The following is an 18,884-nucleotide window of genomic DNA, read 5'->3' as shown; positions in this document are numbered from 1 at the left end:
CATGAAACGTGTACCTATTAGTGAGCGTCCGGACTGGCGCGAAAAAGCCACGGAGTATGGTTTCCAATTTCACACTATGTATGGCGAGCCCTACTGGTGTGAGGATGCGTTCTACCAGTTCAGCCTAGCGCAGGTGGAAGAGCTGGAAGAAACCACAGCGGAACTCCATCAGATGTGTTTGAAAGTGGTCGAGAAGGTGATCGCCAGCGATGAGCTGATGACTAAATTCCAGATCCCTAAGCATGTTTGGGAGTTTGTGCGTAGTTCTTGGCGTACCCAGCAGCCTTCGCTTTATTCGCGTCTGGATTTGGCCTACGACGGTGTTAATCCGGCTAAGCTGCTGGAGAACAACGCGGACACGCCGACATCTTTATATGAATCGGCCTTCTTTCAATGGATCTGGCTGGAAGATCAGATAGCTGCTGGCAAACTGCCGCAGGACGCTGACCAGTTTAATAGTCTGCAAGAGAAACTGATCGAGCGTTTTGCCGAGCTGAAAGAGGCTCATGGTTTTGGCCTACTGCATATGGCTTGCTGTCAGGATACTGATGAAGATCGCGGCACGGTGCAATATTTGCAGGATTGTGCGCATGAAGCAGGCTTAGCGACCGAGTTTGTCTTTATTGAAGATATTGGCTTAGGTGAGCGTGGTCAGTTCACGGATACGCAGGATCAGGTGATTAGCAACCTGTTTAAACTGTACCCGTGGGAATTCATGATGCGCGAGATTTTCTCTACCAAGCTGGAAGACGCCGGTGTGCGTTGGTTAGAACCCGCGTGGAAGAGCATTATCTCCAATAAAGCGTTGTTGCCGATGCTGTGGGAAATGTTCCCTAACCATCCTAACCTGTTACCGGCCTATTTTGCCGATGGCAATCAGCCCGAGCTGGATCATTATGTGGTTAAGCCGTTGTTCTCCCGTGAAGGTGCCAATATTCGCATTGTGGAGAATGGTAAGGAAGTGGCTAGCGTCGATGGCCCTTACGGTGAGGAAGGCATGATCATTCAGCAATTCCATCCGTTGCCTAAATTCGGTGACAGCTATGTGCTGATTGGTAGCTGGCTGGTCAACGATCAGCCTGCTGGAATGGGTATCCGAGAAGATCACAGCCTGATCACCCAAGATCTGTCGCGTTATTATCCGCATGTAATTGTAGATTAATGCTGAATTAGCAGTTGTCTCACGATACACGATGAAGAAACCCGCCATAAATGGCGGGTTTTTTTACATCTTCAAACGGTTACTTTTTCTTAGCGGCCGAAGGCTTTTTCCCCGGTGCCTTTTTCACCGTATCACTCGGTTTATCACCGGGCTCATCCGCGCCTTCTTTCAATACCACCACCATGTATTTACCGGTGCTTCCATCGCGATGGACGCCGTGGATATCGGTTTCAAAGCCTGGGTAGTGTGCGCCAATTTCACACAGCATTTGCAGGAAACTCAGTACTGGGCGGCTCTCTTTTGTGAGCATTTCCCCTGGCATAACCACCGGAACGCCCGGAGGGTACGGTAGGATCATATTCGCACTGACTTTACCTAGCATGTCATCAAGCGCACAGGGTTCGATGTTGCCGCGTACTTCCTCTTGGAATGCGTCGTGCGGCGTCATCACCAACTGCGGTAATACTTCAAAGGCTCGGTACATGAGATCGGGCAAATTATGATGTTTTACCAGTGCATGGATGCCCTGTGCCAACTCCTGAATCCGCATCTCCTTATAGAAATCCGGTGCCTCGTTATACAACGATGGTAAAACGTTCTTCACCCGAAGATTGAGATCGTATACGCGTTTGAAGTCGGTCAGTGCACGCAGCAGGCTGAGCGCTTTGGTTTTGTCGATCCCGATGCTGAACAGGAACAGCAGGTTATATGGCCCCGTTTTTTCCACGATAATACCGTGTTCGTCCAAGTATTTGGAAACGATCGATGCAGGGATCCCTTCATCCTCTAATGTGCCGTTCGGGCTAAGCCCTGGAGTTAATAGGGTAACTTTGATGGGATCAAGATACATATGATCGCTGTCGATATTCGGGAACCCGTGCCATTCATTGCGTGGGTTCAGCGGCCAGCATGCGACTTCGTCGATATTGTCTGGCTGCCAAACATCAAAGAACCAACCATCGGATTCTGCACGCAGGCGGCGGATCTCTTTACGGAAGCGAATTGCTCGCTCAATTGAGCCATTGATCAAACGCTTACCTGCATTACCTCTCATCATGGCCGCTGCGGTTTCCGTTGATGCAACGATACCGTAATGCGGTGAAGTGGAGGTATGCATCATATAGGCTTCGTTAAACGTCTCTTCGTTAATTTCGCCCTTCACGTGGATCATTGAAGCTTGCGAGAACGCCGCTAGCAGTTTATGCGTGGACTGTGTTTCATAAATGATTTTGCCCGGAACACGTTCACCGCTCATCCCCGCTTTGCCTTGGTAAATCGGATGGAAGTTGGTATAGGGAACCCAAGCGGAGTCGAAGTGAATCGACTTAACATCCAGCGTTTTTTTAATGTATTCGGTATTGTAGAACAGGCCATCGTAAGTGGAGTTGGTTATCACAGCATGCACGGGCCACGTTGCGTTTGGCGTGTTTTTCACTTTTTCTTCAATGCTGGCACGGGTGAATTCGCTTTGTGGAATACCGCCGAGAATGCCGTAGGCGTTACGCGTTGGGCGCAGATACACCGGAACCACGTTGCTCATCATCATTAGATGGGTCAAAGATTTATGGCAGTTACGGTCAATCAGAATGGTGGCACCGGCGGGCGAGGAGTACATACCGACGATTTTATTGGCTGTTGAAGTGCCGTTGGTGACGATATAGCTGCGATCGGCATTAAACGTGCGTGCGATATACTCTTCTGCATCACGATGTGGCCCACTGTGATCGAGCAGCGACCCCAGTTCAGATACGGAGATCGAAATATCTGAACGCATAGTATTTTCGCCAAAGAAATCGTAGAACAGACTGCCGACGGGGCTTTTATCGAAGGCGGTGCCGCCCATGTGTCCGGGGGTACAGAACGTGTATTTCTCTTCTTTAACGTATTTGAACAGCGCTTTAGTTAACGGCGGCAGAATGGTGTCGATATATTGATCCGTACTCTGGCGAATCTTGGTCGCAATATCCTGTGCGCTGCCTAGTGCATATTCAAAGAAGCGAACATTCAGGCGAAGATCGCTCATGTTAACGTCAAGCGTCGAGTAAGTATTTGCGAATGCATAAATAGGGAGCAGCTTGTTGAGTTCGCTGATTTCAGCGCTTAACTCAAGATTGTATTTATCCCAATCGAAAATAACGCCGCACAGGCGAGAGTTGTTTTCAATAAGCTTCAGAAGATCACTACGGTCTTTTGGGTAGGCGATACGGAATCCTTCCTTTTCCAATTCTTGATGCAGTTCGCGCAGTGGTTCTTCCTTAAAATAAGCGCTTAAGTCGTTCATGATGGCAATGATATTCATGCAAAACTCTCCAGACTTCTGTGGGCTGGGTTATTAATACCGAAGGCGCGAAGGCCTTCGGTATCATGTATTAGCAAATATTTAGATCTTAGTTAGGATTGGCCACCGGTGGCTGCGCTGGCTTCTTTATCACGCCCCATTTTACGTGAGTAGAACATCAGGATAATCAGGCTGATGATGAAGGTACCGGCGAGTTCGAACGAGTTGGCGCCCATCAGGGCGATAAAGCAGAACACGCATCCCAACACTGAAGCAATCAGGCTCAGGATGTTTTTCAGGTTTGCACCGTCAAAGCGAATCAGGTCGATACAGGAGTAGAAGTACGGCAGCATGGTCAGCAAGACGGCAATCCCTGTCAGCTCACCGAACAGATCTGAGGCTTTACCGCCGCTGGCATTCATCACGGTGATCAGAATCATCAGCACCGTCATTTTTATGGCTGCTAAGAATAGCCCCTTGCGCGGAATACCATCTTTATCCATTTCGCCATACACTTTCGGGAAGTTCCCATCGTGGGCAGCACGAGCGCCGGCTTGACCAACCAGCATCATCCATGAGCCTAATGATGTTAAGCAGGCAAAGGCGGTAAATGCAGAAACAACTGGGCCAGCCCAGCTACCGACCATCGTCGAGGCGCTGACGGCAAACGGAGCGCCGGATGCTGCCATCTGAGAGGCGGGATACATACCGGCAATCACCTGTGTTGCGGCGATGTAGACAATACCGGCAAGGAATGTCCCCAGCATCGTTGCGATAGGAACGTTACGTTTTGGGTTTTCCACCATACCGGTACTTACCGCCGCAGACTCAACGCCGATAAAGGCCCACAGACATAACAGAATACTTTTAATGACGGCGTGATAATCGGTACCGCCCGAGGTATTCCAGTTAGCTTGATAGGTTCCCATATCAAACCAGTACCAGCCCGCGATACCTGTACCGATAACGGGAATGAGTACGAGAACCAGACCTATGGTGGTTAAACGACTAACCCATGCGCCGCCGAGCATATTGACGAAGGTAAAAATCCAGACAATCGCGATACAGGCGATACCGGCGGGTATCGGGCTGTTAAACATAGGGAAAAAGGTAGAAAGATACGATACGGCGGTAATACCTATCGCAAGGTTACCAATCCAGTTTGCATGGTAATAGAGTACCCCGGTTTGAAAACCGAAGGCCGGACCGATTTCACCCGCGTAGGCGATAGGACCACCTTCCTGAGGGTTTTTGGTTGCTAATCTGGCGTAAACATAAGCTAATGAAATTGCACCAATTAGTGCAACGATCCAACCAATAATAGCGATAGACCCTAAGCTTGCGAGGTTAGCGGGTAGTAATGCTATGCCGCTTCCCATCATATTACCGGCAACGACACCAGTACAGGCAATGAGGCCAATTTTCTTTGCAGATGCCATAAACTGCCACTCCCATAAGAATATTAAGCTCGACAAATAGACGTAATCTTATTGCGTCAATTGCTTAGCAATACACACCACGAAAATAAGTATAGGTAATAATCAATATTTTGCTTTAGTGAGTATCATTTTTGATGGCGGCTTTTTATTCAAAAAAATCAGCAAGCTATATGCTATTAGCATATGTATGATTTTATTAAAAATAATATTTCATGGTCATTATGGGAATGTTTTATCGTAATGATAAATATGAATTTAATTATTTTGAGTGGTTTTATGTAAGTATTAATATAATTGTTATATTACATAGCTGTCTGTGCATGATGGGGCATGATTGGTCGTCTTTCAGTCCGCTGCCACAGTATCACCTTCATTGTTATAGCGCTGGCACCTGCGTGACTTCTCAGCATTGCTTGTCGAGGTTGTATCTCGGGTGAACACGTTTTGAGCTGTCATGCTGATGATTCTTGGAGTGAACGTTTCGCCGTGTTAACAATAATTAATATATGAGATAAGTTGTCAGCAAGAAAGAAATAAATATGATTTATTCTACATCGGTGGGTAGGTAGATGAGGCGGTTATATTGCCGTAGATTTTCAGGAAGATTAAAAATAGAGTGGATAGTTATTTTTAATACGATATGAATTACCCTTAATATATATTTAATAGTTATTTGTAATGGGAAAACATGCTATTTATAGTTGTTTTTATTTTATTAAAGCCTAATATTGCTGCAGGCGTTTTGGTCGATGGGCATAATTACGGTATATATTTTCTTTAATAGAAAATCAACATGGATGTATAGGTGATATGAATGGCGAAGTTTTTAAGGAATTCTCTGATAGGTATTCTTTCACTATCCGTTGTTGGGTGTGCAAATTTCAGCGGAGACGATTTTAAAACCTTAGGGGCATTGGTCCTTATCGTGGGTGTTGTTGCTGCCATTGCGGTAAGTGACTCAGGTGATGATAGTAATTATGATAGTAGTGATAACTATGACCATCATGATTATCATCACGATGATAAACATCACCATCATGAACATTGATAATATTTATTATGACTCTGTCTTGTAGGTATATCGATTATGAAAACGTCTGCAAATCAGTCAGCTATGCCTGTAATTTAATTGTGGTACATAGGAGAACGAATGACGAAGGATCTTGTTATTTTATTGCTGTTGGCTAGCGTGTCTTTGAAGGCAGGTGCCGTTCTTCCTTCTGATTTTTATCAGACAGAAGCGGGTAAGGTATTTTCTGCATTATTAAAAAATGATAGAAAAAATTTCGACAGCGGAAATAAAACTGTTTTTAAATGGTCTAAGGATATAGATGAAAATACCTTAATGAGCAATGCGTTGTCGGGACGTAAGTCTGTTGAAATATATGCAATATACAGTGTGATTAATAATCATCCTGATACTTTTTCCTTTGAAAATTTTAGACAGAAAAAAACAAGTAAAATGGATATGTTGAAAAATTTCTCAAATAAGTTCGCCGAAGATGTTTCCGCTATTTGCGGCCGCTATTTTAAAGATAGCAAAGCATTTTCGATGGCCAGTATATCTTCAACTGAGTGTGATGCACGTGTTTCAAATCTACAACAAAGAGTTGAAGCTGCATCAGAAATAAAAAGCGCTCAACGTTAATGATCTCATCGTAATAAAGATGTAATAGGTTAGATTCTCAACCCTATTGGCTGGAGCAGACATTTAACGATGAAAGGCTTCAAAGATATCTACAAGATAATGTTCAGATATTCTTTAGTGTTTAATGTTTTTACTGATTGGTGCAATGATGCATAGGCGCTGTGTTACCCTGCGTCATTGTCTCAAAACTATGGGGCTTGCGAGCGACTCCTTCTCTGATTATCCTAATACGCATGACACAACGCGCTCTTGTTTCCCGAAGACTTCCTATTGCTTTACAGCAGGCTGTCATGCAGTGCTTACGTAATGCGTTGGCTCGAGCAAATGCACAGCTAAAAACTCAATATCCTGAACCCAAAATCAGCTATCAACAGCGTGGCACCACTGCGGGAACCGCATGGCTGCAAGATTGGGAGATTCGTCTAAATCCAGTCTTATTACTAGAGAATGGTCAGGCGTTTATTGATGAAGTGGTGCCACATGAGTTGGCACATCTTTTGGTCTATAAACAGTTTGGTAAGGTTTCCCCTCATGGCCGTGAATGGCAGTGGATGATGGGACATGTTTTGGGTATCGAACCGCGTCGTACCCATAAATTCGGCGTGGAGTCAGTGAGTGGTAAGACTTACCCTTATCGCTGTGCCTGCCAACTGCATCAGCTGACCGTGCGTCGTCATAATAAAGTGATGCGCAAGGAGTCAGAATATCGCTGTCGACAATGTGGTCAAGTTTTGAGTTTCAGCCCCGGAACGATTGCTGAGCGTTAAAGCTTTCCTAAAATGTGCAATAAACATCCAAATCTTCATTTATTAACAATTTAATCTCTTCAAAGTTTGCGTGACTAAGGCGGATTGTCTACCCTGCGGCCTTTCCGTTTTTATGTTGTTTTTGGAATATGCTTCGCAAATTTTATTACGCGCTGACGTTATCGACGCTTCTGGCTTACCCGTTTTCGGGGCAGGCACAAAAAATTAATAATTTCACTCAAGCAAAAGCGGCTGCGGTTAAGGTTAATCAAGACGCACCCGGTTCGTTCTACTGTGGCTGCAAGATTGAATGGCAGGGGAAAAAAGGTATTCCCGACCTTGAAAGTTGTGGCTATCAGCCGCGTAAAAACCTGAACCGTGCCTCACGCATTGAATGGGAGCACGTTGTACCGGCATGGCAGTTTGGTCATCAAATGCAGTGCTGGCAGGATGGGGGGCGAAAAAACTGCGCCAAAATTCCCCAGTACGTGAAAATTGAAACTGATTTACATAATTTACAGCCTGCCGTGGGAGAGGTTAACGGTGACCGCAACAACTTTATGTATAGTCAATGGCGCGGTGGAGAAGGGCAGTATGGCCAATGTCCGATGAAAGTTGATTTCAAAAACAAGCAGGCGGAGCCACCCGCCCGTGCTCGTGGTGCTATTGCTAGAACCTATTTTTATATGCGTGACCAGTACAATATTAGGTTGTCGAAACAGCAAACTCAGCTATTTGATGTATGGAATCGGCAATATCCAGTCACGAAGTGGGAGTGTCTGCGTGACCAGCGGATTGCAAACATGCAGGGGAATCATAACCCTTATGTCCAGCAAGCCTGCGAGAATCTTAAAGGCTGAGTTTTAACGGTTTGACGTGATGATTAGCATTGTCGCTACTCCAGCCTTTATAATCCCGTATATCTTTTTTAGCAGCGCTGCGTTGCGGCGCTTATCTCGTCATTCATAAGGATGAGCCATTTCATGCGTATCCCTCGTATTTATCACCCTGAACGCCTTGAGGCGCCTTGCGAAATAGACCTGAGTGAGGAGGCTGCCAATCACGTGGGTCGAGTTCTACGCATGAGCGAAGGCCATGAGATTCAACTGTTTGACGGTAGCAATCAGGTTTTCGTGGCACATATTGTTGCGGCCAGTAAAAAAAACGTGCGTGTGAAGGTGCAGTCAGGTGTGCTTGAAGATCGTGAATCCCCGCTGCATCTGCATTTAGGACAGGTAATTTCCCGCGGTGAGAAGATGGAGTTCACTATTCAAAAATCCATTGAATTGGGGGCTAGCATTATTACTCCGCTGATTTCCGAGCGTTGTGGCGTTAAGTTAGACGCTGAACGTATGGCGAAAAAGTTGGGGCAATGGCAGAAAATTGCTATTGCAGCGTGCGAGCAGTGTGGACGTAACGTGATCCCTGAAATTCGCCCGACGATGCTTTTGGAGCAATGGTGCGCTGAACAGGATGATTCTCTGAAGCTGAATTTGCATCCACGCGCCAATGCGAGTATCAACACATTACCGCTTCCTGTTGAACGCGTTCGTCTGCTGATAGGGCCAGAAGGTGGATTATCGGCCGATGAAATTGCTATGACCGCAGGTTACCAATTTACTGATATTCTGTTAGGACCTCGTGTATTACGCACTGAGACCACCGCGCTGACAGCCATAACCGCACTTCAGGTTCGCTTTGGCGATTTAGGCTAGGAGAAAAGAATGATTAAGCTTGGCATTGTGATGGACCCGATTTCTTCCATCAATATCAAAAAAGACACCAGCTTTGCGATGCTGCTAGAAGCACAGCGCCGTGGCTATGAGTTGCACTACATGGAAATGAACGATCTCTACATGTATGTCGGCGAAGGGCGCGCGCGTACTCAGTTGCTGAGCGTGAAGGAAGATAAAGCGGGCTGGTATGAGTTCCACGGCGAACAGGATATTGCTCTGTCCGATCTCGACGTCATCTTAATGCGTAAAGATCCTCCGTTTGATACCGAGTTTATTTATGCTACTTATATCCTTGAGCGCGCTGAAGATAAAGGGACGCTCATTGTCAACAAGCCGCAAAGTCTGCGTGATTGCAACGAAAAGCTGTTTACCGCGTGGTTTGCCGATCTAACGCCGGACACGTTGGTGACGCGTAAAGCCGAGCACATTCGTGAGTTCTATGCCAAGCACGGTGACATCATTCTTAAACCGTTAGACGGTATGGGTGGTGCATCTATTTTCCGTGTGAAAGCAGAAGATCCTAACCTGTCTGTCATTATCGAAACGCTCACAGAACATAGTAGCCGCTTCTGCATGGCGCAGAATTTCCTACCAGCGATTAAAGATGGTGACAAACGTGTTCTGGTGGTTGATGGTGAGCCGGTTCCATACTGTTTGGCTCGTATTCCTAAGAGCGGAGAGACTCGTGGTAACTTGGCCGCGGGTGGCCGTGGTGAAGCACGCCCACTGACAGAAAGTGACTGGGCTATTGCTCGCAAAGTTGCCCCAGTACTGAAAGAAAAAGGCCTGATCTTTGTTGGTTTAGATATCATTGGCGATCGCTTGACAGAGATTAACGTTACTAGCCCGACCTGCGCTCGCGAGATTGAAGCTGCCTTCCCTGATGTGTCTGTGACCGGCATGTTGATGGATGCGATTGAAACTCGTATTAGTAAGAAATAGTTTTTCCTCCTGTGAGTCTGCTCGCGATATGTTTGAGCGAGCAGACAGATAGGGGGCTTCTCCCGTGACATCCAGCCAAAAAATTCGCATACTGAAAATTCAGTCATCACATAAACAAATACAGCGAGTTGAAGCCATTACGATGAATTTAGCGCATCATTTTCTTATAGCAATGCCTTCTATGCAGGACAGCCGCTTCAAGCGCACCGTTCTCTATGTGTGTGAGCACAATAGTGAAGGCGCAATGGGTTTAGTCATTAACAAACCGTTGGAACAGCTCACTCTGGAAACACTATTGGAAAAGCTAAAAATCACGCCAGAGCCGAGAGATACAAAAATTCGTTTGGATAAGCCGGTGATGTACGGTGGTCCATTGGCCGAAGATCGCGGCTTTGTATTGCATACTCCACAACCTGATTTTGGTTCCAGCGTCGCCATTTCTGCTGAGTGTATGATGACGACTTCACGCGATGTCCTAGAAACGCTTGGCACGAAAGAGCAACCCAAGGATGTTCTGGTTACATTAGGTTATTGCAGTTGGGATGCGGGTCAATTGGAGCAAGAACTGCTAGATAATGCTTGGCTTACCGTTGAGGCTGACGCCAATCTGTTATTCCACACACCAATCTCAGAACGCTGGGTTAACGCGGCTAAAAAGCTGGGCGTAGACATTCGCAATATGGCCACTTCAGCAGGACATGCTTGATGGGTAACAGAACTATTATCGCTTTCGATTTTGGAACAAAAAGTATTGGTGCGGCCATCGGGCAGGAAGTCACCGGTACCGCACGCCCATTGGCTTCGTTTAAAGCCAATGAGGGATCGCCAGACTGGTCGAAAATAGAGAAAATGTTAAAAGAGTGGCAGCCGGATCTTGTTGTCGTCGGCCTACCACTCAATATGGATGGCACGGAACAGCCTGTCACCGCTCAAGCACGTAAGTTTGCCAACCGGATTCATGGTCGTTTTGGGGTGCAAGTTGCTTTGCATGATGAACGCCTTAGTACCGTAGAAGCTCGTGCCCATCTTTTTGCCGGTGGAGGCTATCGTGCCTTGGACAAAGGCAGCGTAGACGCCGCTTCAGCGGTGATCATTTTGGAAAGCTGGTTTGAACAACAGGTTGTCTAAAACTGATTAATGAGAGTATCGGCAAGGCAGGATAATTAGCCTGTCTTGTCAGGTGTTATCTTCCTATTTTTATACAGTTTCCCCTCGTTTTCTAAGTGGGTAAGATGCTGCTCGAAGCTTTGCATGCCTTGCCGCTGGCCGGTTTGAAGAATAGAGGCAATCTGGTGGGCTTTATCTTCGCGGATTAAATTGCTCACCGCGGACGTATTCAGCAGCAGCTCAAAAGCGGCGACCCTGCCGCCACCCTGTTTGGGCAAAAGCTGCTGTGCTAAAACGGCTCGCAGGCTTCCTGCAATTTGTGTGCGTACAAAGTTTTTTTCTTCGGCTGGAAAAACATCAATTAGGCGTTCTACCGCTTGTGCTGCACCTCGAGTGTGTAACGTTGCCAATACTAGATGCCCTGTTTCAGCCGCTGTGAGAGCCAGACGAATGGATTCTGCGTCGCGTAATTCACCGAGCAAAATGACATCAGGATCCTCTCGCAGTGCGGCACGCAATGCGTGGTGAAAGTTAATCACGTGGCTGCCGATTTCGCGCTGTTGGATAAGCGATTTGGACGGCGTGTGAATAAACTCCAGCGGATCTTCGAGCGTAATAATATGCCATGGCTGATGATGATTAATTTCATTAAGCATGGCTGCTAGCGTGGTTGATTTCCCACTGCCGGTCGCACCGCAAACCAGTATCAACCCTGATCCTTGGGCAAGCTGCTCTTGAAGCACCTCTGGCGTAGCGAGAGACGCTAACGTGGGGACTGTGCTGGGAATGAGCCGCAGCGCTAGTGAAGGGCCATGTAATTGTTGGAAAGCATTGACTCTGAGCCGAGTGCCCCCATTTAGATTTAAGGCGAAATCAACCTGATGTTGTTGTCGCCATACAACGTCAGCTTCAGAGGGAAGGTTCATTGTAAGCCATGACTCGATTTCGCGAGAGGTTATCGCCTCAGTTCCTAGCGTTTGTAATGCGCCATCGATACGCAAAACGGGTGGATATCCGGTGCAAAGATGCAGATCTGATGCGTTTTGCTTTACACTACGGGCCAATAAATCACAAAAATCCATTTAACCTCCTGAGCCAAAAATTATGAACAGCAATATCCAACAAAATTTAGAGGCCGTCAGGAGCCGTATCAGCGCTGCGGCTCAGGATTGCGGCAGGTCTCCAGAAGAAGTTACTTTGCTTGCAGTCAGTAAAACTAAGCCTGTGAGCGATATCGAAGAAACAATCGCGGCAGGACAGCGCGCTTTTGGTGAGAATTACGTGCAAGAAGGCGTTAGCAAGATCCAGTATTTTGCTCAGACTCCGCATGCAGACGAGCTAGAATGGCACTTTATCGGCCCACTTCAGTCGAATAAAAGCCGTTTGGTCGCGGAGCATTTTGATTGGATTCATACCGTCGATCGTGTGAAAATTGCTCAACGCCTGAGCGAACAGCGTCCTGCAGATAAAGCTGCGCTCAACGTGCTGATCCAAATTAATATCAGCGATGAGGGCAGTAAATCGGGCATTGACCTGGAAACGTTAGATGCACTTGCTGCTCAGGTTGCTGAAATGCCGAATTTGCGTCTGCGTGGCCTGATGGCGATCCCCGCACCAGAAGAAGATCCCGTGAAACAGAAAGCGGTGTTTGATCGGATGGAACAGGCGTTTTTAGCACTTAAAAAGCAGTACCCGCATATTGATACGCTGTCGATGGGGATGACTCACGATATGGCGGCGGCGATTACCGCCGGTAGTACGATGGTGCGCATCGGAACGGCAATTTTTGGCGCACGTGATTACGGCACAAATACATAATAATTATCAGTTAATGTACTGATTCTTTTTTCTTTACCTTACCATTTAACGGATAAAGGGTTTTTCATGCTGACACTGACTTTCTTGGTCAAAACCGTCATTGACCTCTACGTCATGATTTTATTGTTGCGTATCTGGATGCAATGGGCACGCACCGACTTTTACAATCCGCTGTCACAGTTTATCGTGAAAGTTACGCAGCCGATTGTTGGGCCGCTACGTCGAGTGATTCCGTCCTTGGGGCCGATTGATTCTTCTTCGCTGCTGGTGGCGTTCTTACTTATGACCATCAAGTATCCGCTGCTATTACTGATCCAAAGCGGAGAAATTTCTCTAAGCCCATATAACCTTCTATTTGGCCTGATTTCAGTAATTAAATCAGCAGGGTATCTGGTGTTCTGGGTCATTATCATTCGTTCGATCATGAGCTGGATCAGCCAAGGCCGTAGCCCAATGGATTATGTGCTGTTACAACTGACTGAGCCGTTGATGGCACCGGTACGCCGCATTATTCCTGCGATGGGCGGTTTAGACTTCTCTGCCATGGTGGTGATTTTAGTGCTGTACATGCTGAATTATCTGGGTATGGATCTGTTAGGGCAGCTCTGGTTCCTGCTGTGATCGCGATGAGTACAGATGCTGTAAAGTATGAGAAAGAAGCGCTGGTTTTGCGGCTGTATATTCAGCCTAAAGCCAGCCGTGACCAGATTGTTGGGCTACACGGTGATGAGCTAAAAGTCGCCATCACCGCACCACCGGTAGATGGGCAGGCAAATGCGCATTTGCAAAAGTTTATCGCCAAACAGTTTCGGGTTGCGAAAAGTCAGGTGGTGATTGAAAAGGGGGAACTGGGGCGCCATAAGCAAGTGCGCATCAGTCAGCCTCAACAAATCCCAGAGGTTGTCTCAGCGCTACGCTCTCAGTAACCCTCTCCTACCGGCAGGCTTTGGCCTGCCGGTGCTATATATAGGATTTATCATGCAAAAAATTGTATTAGCAACTGGAAACGCGGGCAAAGTACGCGAGCTCGCAAGCTTGCTGGCTGATTTCGGTTTAGATGTTGTGGCCCAGACCGAGCTGGGTGTGGATTCTGCTGAGGAAACGGGGCTGACCTTCATTGAGAATGCGATTCTGAAAGCACGCCACGCCGCGCAAATCACAGGACTCCCGGCGATTGCCGATGACTCTGGACTTGCCGTTGATGTGCTGGGTGGGGCTCCGGGGATTTATTCTGCGCGTTATGCGGGTGAAGAGGCGAGCGATCGTCAAAATCTCGAGAAACTGCTGGATGCGCTGAAAGATGTGCCTGCAGATCAACGCCAAGCTAAGTTCCACTGTGTGCTGGTTTACTTACGCCATGCAGAAGATCCAACGCCGCTGGTGTGTCATGGGAGCTGGGCGGGTGAAATCAGCTTCGTACCATCAGGCGACGGCGGTTTTGGTTACGATCCTATTTTCCATGTGCCTGAGCTGGGCTGTTCTGCTGCGCAGCTGACTAAAGAGCAGAAAATTGCGGTTTCGCACCGTGGGCAGGCATTGAAGCTGTTGCTGGAAGCCATGCGTAATGCTTAAGCTTCCCCCGCTCAGTCTCTATATTCACATCCCGTGGTGTGTGCAGAAATGCCCATACTGCGATTTCAATTCTCATGCTCAAAAAGGAGATATCCCGTCTACGGAATATGTCGACCATCTGTTGGCCGATTTGGACGCTGACGTGGCATTCACTTCTGGGCGTGAAATTGGCACCATCTTTATTGGTGGTGGAACTCCAAGTCTGTTGAGCGCAGAAGGTATGCAGCGCTTGATGGATGGTGTGCGTGCGCGTTTGCCTTTGGCACCAAATGCCGAGGTGACCATGGAGGCGAATCCGGGAACGGTTGAGGCCGATCGCTTCAGCGCCTACCAAAGAGCCGGCATCAATCGTATATCCATCGGTGTGCAAAGCTTTAGCGCGGAGAAGTTAACACGGTTAGGCCGCATACACGGGCCAGAAGAAGCTAAGCGAGCGGCACATCTGGCGCAAGGATTAGGGCTACGCAGTTTTAATCTTGATCTGATGCATGGTTTACCCGATCAGTCGCTGGATGAAGCGCTGGATGATTTACGGCAGGCTATTGAGCTTAATCCTCCACACCTATCATGGTATCAACTGACGATTGAGCCAAATACGCTATTTGGTTCGCGTCCTCCAAAATTGCCAGATGATGACGCGCTGTGGGATATTTTCCAGCGAGGTGACGAACTGCTGCGTGCTGCAGGATATCAGCAGTATGAAACGTCGGCCTATGCCAAACCCGGTTACCAGTGTCATCACAATCTGAATTATTGGCGTTTTGGCGACTATCTTGGCATTGGCTGTGGCGCTCATGGCAAGATTACGTTTGAGGATGGCCGTATTCTACGTACCGCGAAAACGCGTCATCCGCGTGGATATATGCAGGGGCGCTATCTGGATAAGCAGCATGAAGTGGGAAATGACGATCGTCCGTTCGAATTCTTTATGAACCGCTTTAGATTGCTTGAACCAACGCCGCGCGCGGAATTCCAGCTGTATACCGGACTTGGTGAAGCGGTTATTCGTGCTCAGCTCGACGAAGCGCTGTCACAGAATTATATAGTAGAAACCGATGAATATTGGCAAATCACCGAGCACGGCAAGCTGTTTTTAAACTCGCTGTTGGAGCTATTTTTGTAGAGCAGCTGTTTTTGTAGAGCAGATTGTCGCGTTATCGATTCTGTGAGTTCCCCCATCGAGCCCTTACCGGGATTAGATGGGGGATATCAGAATCAACGCTGACGTAAGCCTAAATCAATCGGGGTTTTACTCGGCTCACCGCCGATTTCTCGCGTAAGTTTCGGCACCATATAGCCAGAAACCTTTGTCATCAACTCTCGCATAATCACGCGTGCCTCATCGTCAGACACCATGAAGTGTGCTGCGCCCTGAACTCTATCGAGCACATGCAGGTAATAAGGCATAATTCCCGCGTCAAACAGCGCGTTGCTAAGCGCTGCGAGCGTATCCGCATTATCATTCACGCCGCGCAGTAGTACACCCTGATTAAGTAACGTTACACCCGCATGTTTTAGCCTCGTCATGGCATCGCACAATTCGCGATCGATTTCGTTGGCATGATTAATGTGCGTGACAAGTAGGATCTGAAGATGTGACTGCGAGAAGCGTTTTGTCAGTGTTTCGGTAATGCGTGCAGGGATGACGACTGGCAAACGACTGTGGATACGCAAGCGTTTGATGTGGGGAATCGCTTCGATTTCGTCGAGTAACCAAGCTAGCTCGTGGTCTTTTGCCATCAAAGGGTCGCCACCGGAAAAAATTATTTCATCCAGTTCTGGCTGTTGGCGAATATAATCTAGTGCCTGCCGCCAGTTAGCCTTATTGCCCTGATTATCTTGATAGGGAAAGTGACGGCGGAAGCAATAACGGCAGTTAACCGCACAGCCGCCTTTGACCAATAGCAGGGCTCGGTTAATATACTTGTGCAGCAGTCCCGGCACGGCAATGGCATCATCTTGCTCCTCCAGTGGGTCGGTCGAATAGCCTGGCGTTGTAATAAATTCGCTGGCGGAAGTCATGACCTGAAGTAGGAGAGGATCGTTGGGGTCGCCCTTTTTCATGCGTCGCGCAAAGGCGTAAGGAACGCGCAGGGCGAAAAGACGCCGCGCATCGTGGCCTTTTTGCCATTCAGGGCTGTCGGAAAGTGCTAAATATTCAAGCAATTCTGCCGGTTCAGTAATAACATCGGCAAGTTGTTGCAGCCAATCTTCTCTAGACTGCGTATTTTGAGTTACAATATGTGCCATTTTTTTGGCTAAGCTACCAGTTATAAATAATTCAGAGGGCCTTTATGGCGACTTATTCTAGCAACGATTTCCGTCCCGGTCTTAAAATCATGTTCGAAGGCGAGCCTTATGCTGTAGAAAGCAGTGAGTTCGTTAAACCAGGTAAAGGCCAAGCCTTTGCTCGCGTGAAAATGCGTCGCCTGCTGACCGGCACCCGTGTTGAAAAAACCTTTAAATCTACTGACTCCGCAGAAGGCGCGGACGTTGTCGATCTGAACCTGACTTACCTGTACAACGACGGTGAGTTCTATCATTTCATGAACAACGAAACCTTCGAGCAGCTGGCTGCCGATGAGAAAGCGATTGGCGATAATGCTAAATGGCTTCTGGATCAGGCTGAGTGCATTGTTACTCTGTGGAATGGCCGTCCAATTCAGGTTACTCCTCCAAACTTCGTAGAGCTGGAAATCGTTGATACCGATCCAGGTCTGAAAGGCGATACCGCGGGTACCGGCGGTAAGCCTGCAACCCTGAGCACTGGCGCAGTGGTTAAAGTTCCATTGTTCGTACAGATCGGCGAAGTGATCAAAGTTGACACCCGCTCTGGCGAATACGTTTCTCGCGTTAAGTAATTGCGAAAACGGCTAATTTGCTTTAAAAAACCGCGTATGACGCGGTTTTTTTTTGCCTAAAAGGCTCGTTTGAGGAACGGTAATAAGCATGATGAAGAAAATAATTATGTTGGCTTTGATGGTGGTAGCGTTCGCAGCGCTCAGCGGCTGCAATACCGCGCGCGGTTTTGGTGAGGATGTACAACATCTTGGTGGCGCGATTTCTCGTGTAGCCAGCTAATCAATTAAGATAAATGATGAATTTTTCTCCCGTGCTGGATTTCTTGTCTATGCTTAAAAGGCATTATTTTTAAAATCGCAGATAAGGAAAATAGCAATGATTAAGAAAAGCATCGCATTAGTATGTTCTCTGTTAGTTCTTGCCGCTCTGGCTGGCTGTAATACCACTCGTGGTGCCGGTGAAGACGTTGAAGCGGGTGGTCAGGCAATTCAGCGCGCTGCGCAATAGTTCTCTTTGCCATTCCGATAAGGGCGTTGTCGTGCAGTCTGCGCCCTGATCCTATCAGTCTTAACTTTTATGCAAAAACATCGTATCCTAATTCCGCTTTACCATTCCAAAAACTACGCAGGACGACCTGTGTACGTATCATAATTCGGGGACGACCCCATCGTTGTGGATAAATCGCATGTCTTGGATCATTCTGATGGTCGCTGGCCTCTTAGAAGTTGTCTGGGCCATCGGCCTAAAATATACCCATGGTTTTTCTCGTCTAACGCCCAGCATTATTACTATCGCTGCAATGATAGTGAGTATGCTGTTATTGGCGCATGCGATGAAAACACTGCCAGCAGGTACAGCCTATGCTGTGTGGACCGGTATTGGCGCGGTGGGGGCGGCCATTATGGGTATCGTATTGTTGGGCGAATCAGCCAGTCTGCCACGCATCCTCAGCCTGTGCCTGATCGTGATTGGCATTCTTGGTCTGAAGTTTAGCAGTCACTAATCGGCAACTGTGATGGTCATAGCTCGCCTCTAGCGAGGCGAGTTCATATCGATAGGGGATTGATTTACCCAAATCAGATCCTGTGTTTTAAATCCATATTTCTGTGCCGTTGCTAATAACCGTTGTTTCACCGCATCATCTAGCGTTGGCGTGCGTGAAAGTATCCACAGGTAATTTTTATTGGGGCCACAAATCAACGCATAGCGATACTGTTTATCAAGTTCGATGACGTTATAGCCGCCGTAGAATGGGCCGAAGAAGGAAACCTTAAGCGAGGCAATGTTTGGCGTTTGAGTGAAATAGGCCTTACCGATGCTCTCTTTCCACTGCTTTTTCTCAACGTCGTATCCGCGATTAACCACTTTGACTCCGCCATCGCTACGCATGCTGTAGTGCGCTGTGACGTGGTCTAATCCTCTCTCGAAAGGGTGGTTTAAGCGGGCAATTTCGTACCAGTGACCTAGATATTCTGGCAGTTGAAAATCGCTGATAACGGTGACATCAGACGGGGGTTTAGTGCTGCAGCCAACGGAAAGCAGAGCGGTAACAATGGCGGCAAAACGTGACCAACGGGACATAAACGCTCCTTTTCAAATGGATACCGTTTAAGTGTAGACCCGATAGAGGCAAT

The 18,884-nt window shown here is 47.6% G+C and carries 23 protein-coding genes; 18 read left to right on the top strand and 5 right to left on the bottom strand.

Going from position 1 to position 18,884, the window contains the following annotated elements; translation table 11 throughout:
* Position 1 precedes the first annotated feature (1 nt).
* A complete protein-coding gene (locus M988_RS18210) occupies positions 2-1,162 on the top strand; it encodes a glutathionylspermidine synthase family protein (protein ID WP_008814816.1) in 1,161 nt (386 codons plus the stop codon).
* Between the two features lie 79 nt (positions 1,163-1,241).
* On the opposite strand, the gene cadA is transcribed toward M988_RS18210, so the two are convergent.
* Both cadA and cadB read right to left on the bottom strand, forming a co-directional pair.
* Complete coding sequence (gene cadA / locus M988_RS18205) at positions 1,242-3,461, bottom strand: lysine decarboxylase (RefSeq protein ID WP_008814817.1); 2,220 nt, start codon at positions 3,459-3,461, stop codon at positions 1,242-1,244.
* A gap of 92 nt (positions 3,462-3,553) precedes the next feature.
* Positions 3,554-4,879, bottom strand: a complete 1,326-nt coding sequence (gene cadB / locus M988_RS18200; protein ID WP_064575205.1) for a cadaverine/lysine antiporter — start codon at positions 4,877-4,879, stop codon at positions 3,554-3,556.
* Between the two features lie 814 nt (positions 4,880-5,693).
* On the opposite strand from cadB, the gene M988_RS18195 reads away from it, so the two are divergent.
* The 8 genes from M988_RS18195 (at position 5,694) to ruvX (ending at position 11,079) form a co-directional block, all read left to right on the top strand.
* Positions 5,694-5,927, top strand: a complete 234-nt coding sequence (locus tag M988_RS18195; RefSeq protein ID WP_061059272.1) for a hypothetical protein — start codon at positions 5,694-5,696, stop codon at positions 5,925-5,927.
* A gap of 102 nt (positions 5,928-6,029) precedes the next feature.
* Entirely contained in the window at positions 6,030-6,527 is a 498-nt protein-coding gene (locus tag M988_RS18190) for a hypothetical protein (protein WP_064575203.1), read from the top strand.
* Positions 6,528-6,760: 233 nt separating this feature from the next.
* Positions 6,761-7,294: a SprT family zinc-dependent metalloprotease gene (locus M988_RS18185; RefSeq protein ID WP_039187826.1), complete on the top strand. Its 534-nt coding sequence runs from the start codon at positions 6,761-6,763 to the stop codon at positions 7,292-7,294.
* A 128-nt stretch (positions 7,295-7,422) separates the two neighbouring features.
* Positions 7,423-8,133, top strand: coding sequence for a deoxyribonuclease I (endA, locus tag M988_RS18180; protein WP_064575201.1), 711 nt, complete (start codon positions 7,423-7,425; stop codon positions 8,131-8,133).
* 123 nt (positions 8,134-8,256) lie between these two features.
* Complete coding sequence (rsmE, locus tag M988_RS18175; RefSeq protein ID WP_008814823.1) at positions 8,257-8,988, top strand: 16S rRNA (uracil(1498)-N(3))-methyltransferase; 732 nt, start codon at positions 8,257-8,259, stop codon at positions 8,986-8,988.
* A 9-nt stretch (positions 8,989-8,997) separates the two neighbouring features.
* Positions 8,998-9,951, top strand: coding sequence for a glutathione synthase (gshB, locus tag M988_RS18170; RefSeq protein WP_008814824.1), 954 nt, complete (start codon positions 8,998-9,000; stop codon positions 9,949-9,951).
* Positions 9,952-10,093: 142 nt separating this feature from the next.
* On the top strand, positions 10,094-10,657 hold the full coding sequence (locus tag M988_RS18165) for a YqgE/AlgH family protein (RefSeq protein WP_064575322.1): 564 nt from the start codon (positions 10,094-10,096) through the stop codon (positions 10,655-10,657).
* Positions 10,657-11,079 (top strand): Holliday junction resolvase RuvX, encoded by a 423-nt coding sequence (ruvX, locus tag M988_RS18160; RefSeq protein WP_008814826.1) that lies wholly within the window; start codon positions 10,657-10,659, stop codon positions 11,077-11,079. Before M988_RS18165 ends, ruvX begins: the two co-directional genes overlap by 1 nt.
* A gap of 35 nt (positions 11,080-11,114) precedes the next feature.
* Here the strand turns inward: ruvX and M988_RS18155 are convergent, their stop codons facing one another.
* Entirely contained in the window at positions 11,115-12,140 is a 1,026-nt protein-coding gene (locus M988_RS18155) for a type IV pilus twitching motility protein PilT (RefSeq protein WP_008814827.1), read from the bottom strand.
* Between the two features lie 22 nt (positions 12,141-12,162).
* Between M988_RS18155 and M988_RS18150 the strand changes: the two genes are divergently transcribed.
* The 5 genes from M988_RS18150 to hemW all read left to right on the top strand — a co-directional run bounded on the left by M988_RS18150 (position 12,163) and on the right by hemW (position 15,571).
* Positions 12,163-12,876, top strand: a complete 714-nt coding sequence (locus M988_RS18150; RefSeq protein ID WP_064575198.1) for a YggS family pyridoxal phosphate-dependent enzyme — start codon at positions 12,163-12,165, stop codon at positions 12,874-12,876.
* A 66-nt stretch (positions 12,877-12,942) separates the two neighbouring features.
* Entirely contained in the window at positions 12,943-13,497 is a 555-nt protein-coding gene (locus M988_RS18145; protein ID WP_004093560.1) for a YggT family protein, read from the top strand.
* Between the two features lie 5 nt (positions 13,498-13,502).
* Complete coding sequence (gene yggU / locus M988_RS18140; RefSeq protein ID WP_008814829.1) at positions 13,503-13,802, top strand: DUF167 family protein YggU; 300 nt, start codon at positions 13,503-13,505, stop codon at positions 13,800-13,802.
* Positions 13,803-13,854: 52 nt separating this feature from the next.
* A complete protein-coding gene (rdgB, locus tag M988_RS18135) occupies positions 13,855-14,448 on the top strand; it encodes an RdgB/HAM1 family non-canonical purine NTP pyrophosphatase (protein ID WP_064575197.1) in 594 nt (197 codons plus the stop codon).
* Positions 14,441-15,571 (top strand): radical SAM family heme chaperone HemW, encoded by a 1,131-nt coding sequence (gene hemW, locus M988_RS18130; protein WP_008814831.1) that lies wholly within the window; start codon positions 14,441-14,443, stop codon positions 15,569-15,571. Before rdgB ends, hemW begins: the two co-directional genes overlap by 8 nt.
* Positions 15,572-15,663: 92 nt before the next feature.
* Here the strand turns inward: hemW and epmB are convergent, their stop codons facing one another.
* A complete protein-coding gene (gene epmB / locus M988_RS18125) occupies positions 15,664-16,698 on the bottom strand; it encodes an EF-P beta-lysylation protein EpmB (RefSeq protein ID WP_008814832.1) in 1,035 nt (344 codons plus the stop codon).
* A 44-nt stretch (positions 16,699-16,742) separates the two neighbouring features.
* Here epmB and efp point away from each other — a divergent pair, with 44 nt between their 5' ends.
* The 4 genes from efp to sugE all read left to right on the top strand — a co-directional run bounded on the left by efp (position 16,743) and on the right by sugE (position 18,253).
* Positions 16,743-17,309: an elongation factor P gene (gene efp / locus M988_RS18120; protein ID WP_004093570.1), complete on the top strand. Its 567-nt coding sequence runs from the start codon at positions 16,743-16,745 to the stop codon at positions 17,307-17,309.
* A gap of 88 nt (positions 17,310-17,397) precedes the next feature.
* Complete coding sequence (locus tag M988_RS18115) at positions 17,398-17,529, top strand: entericidin A/B family lipoprotein (protein ID WP_008814833.1); 132 nt, start codon at positions 17,398-17,400, stop codon at positions 17,527-17,529.
* Between the two features lie 96 nt (positions 17,530-17,625).
* The gene (locus M988_RS18110; RefSeq protein WP_008814834.1) at positions 17,626-17,757 is read left to right on the top strand and encodes an entericidin A/B family lipoprotein; all 132 of its coding nucleotides are present in this window, start codon (positions 17,626-17,628) and stop codon (positions 17,755-17,757) included.
* 178 nt (positions 17,758-17,935) lie between these two features.
* The gene (gene sugE / locus M988_RS18105; RefSeq protein ID WP_004093577.1) at positions 17,936-18,253 is read left to right on the top strand and encodes a quaternary ammonium compound efflux SMR transporter SugE; all 318 of its coding nucleotides are present in this window, start codon (positions 17,936-17,938) and stop codon (positions 18,251-18,253) included.
* Positions 18,254-18,282: 29 nt separating this feature from the next.
* Here sugE and blc read toward each other — a convergent pair whose 3' ends face one another.
* Positions 18,283-18,831 carry an outer membrane lipoprotein Blc gene (blc, locus tag M988_RS18100; RefSeq protein ID WP_008814835.1) on the bottom strand — a complete coding sequence of 183 codons (549 nt, stop codon included), beginning with the start codon at positions 18,829-18,831 and terminating at the stop codon, positions 18,283-18,285.
* Between the last annotated feature and the right edge of the window lie 53 nt (positions 18,832-18,884).

Origin of the sequence: Hafnia paralvei ATCC 29927 (assembly GCF_001655005.1) — a bacterium.
Taxonomy (GTDB): Bacteria; Pseudomonadota; Gammaproteobacteria; order Enterobacterales; family Enterobacteriaceae; genus Hafnia; species Hafnia paralvei.
Note: the sequence above shows the minus strand (reverse complement) of the source record. Positions and strands in the feature narration are given on the sequence as shown.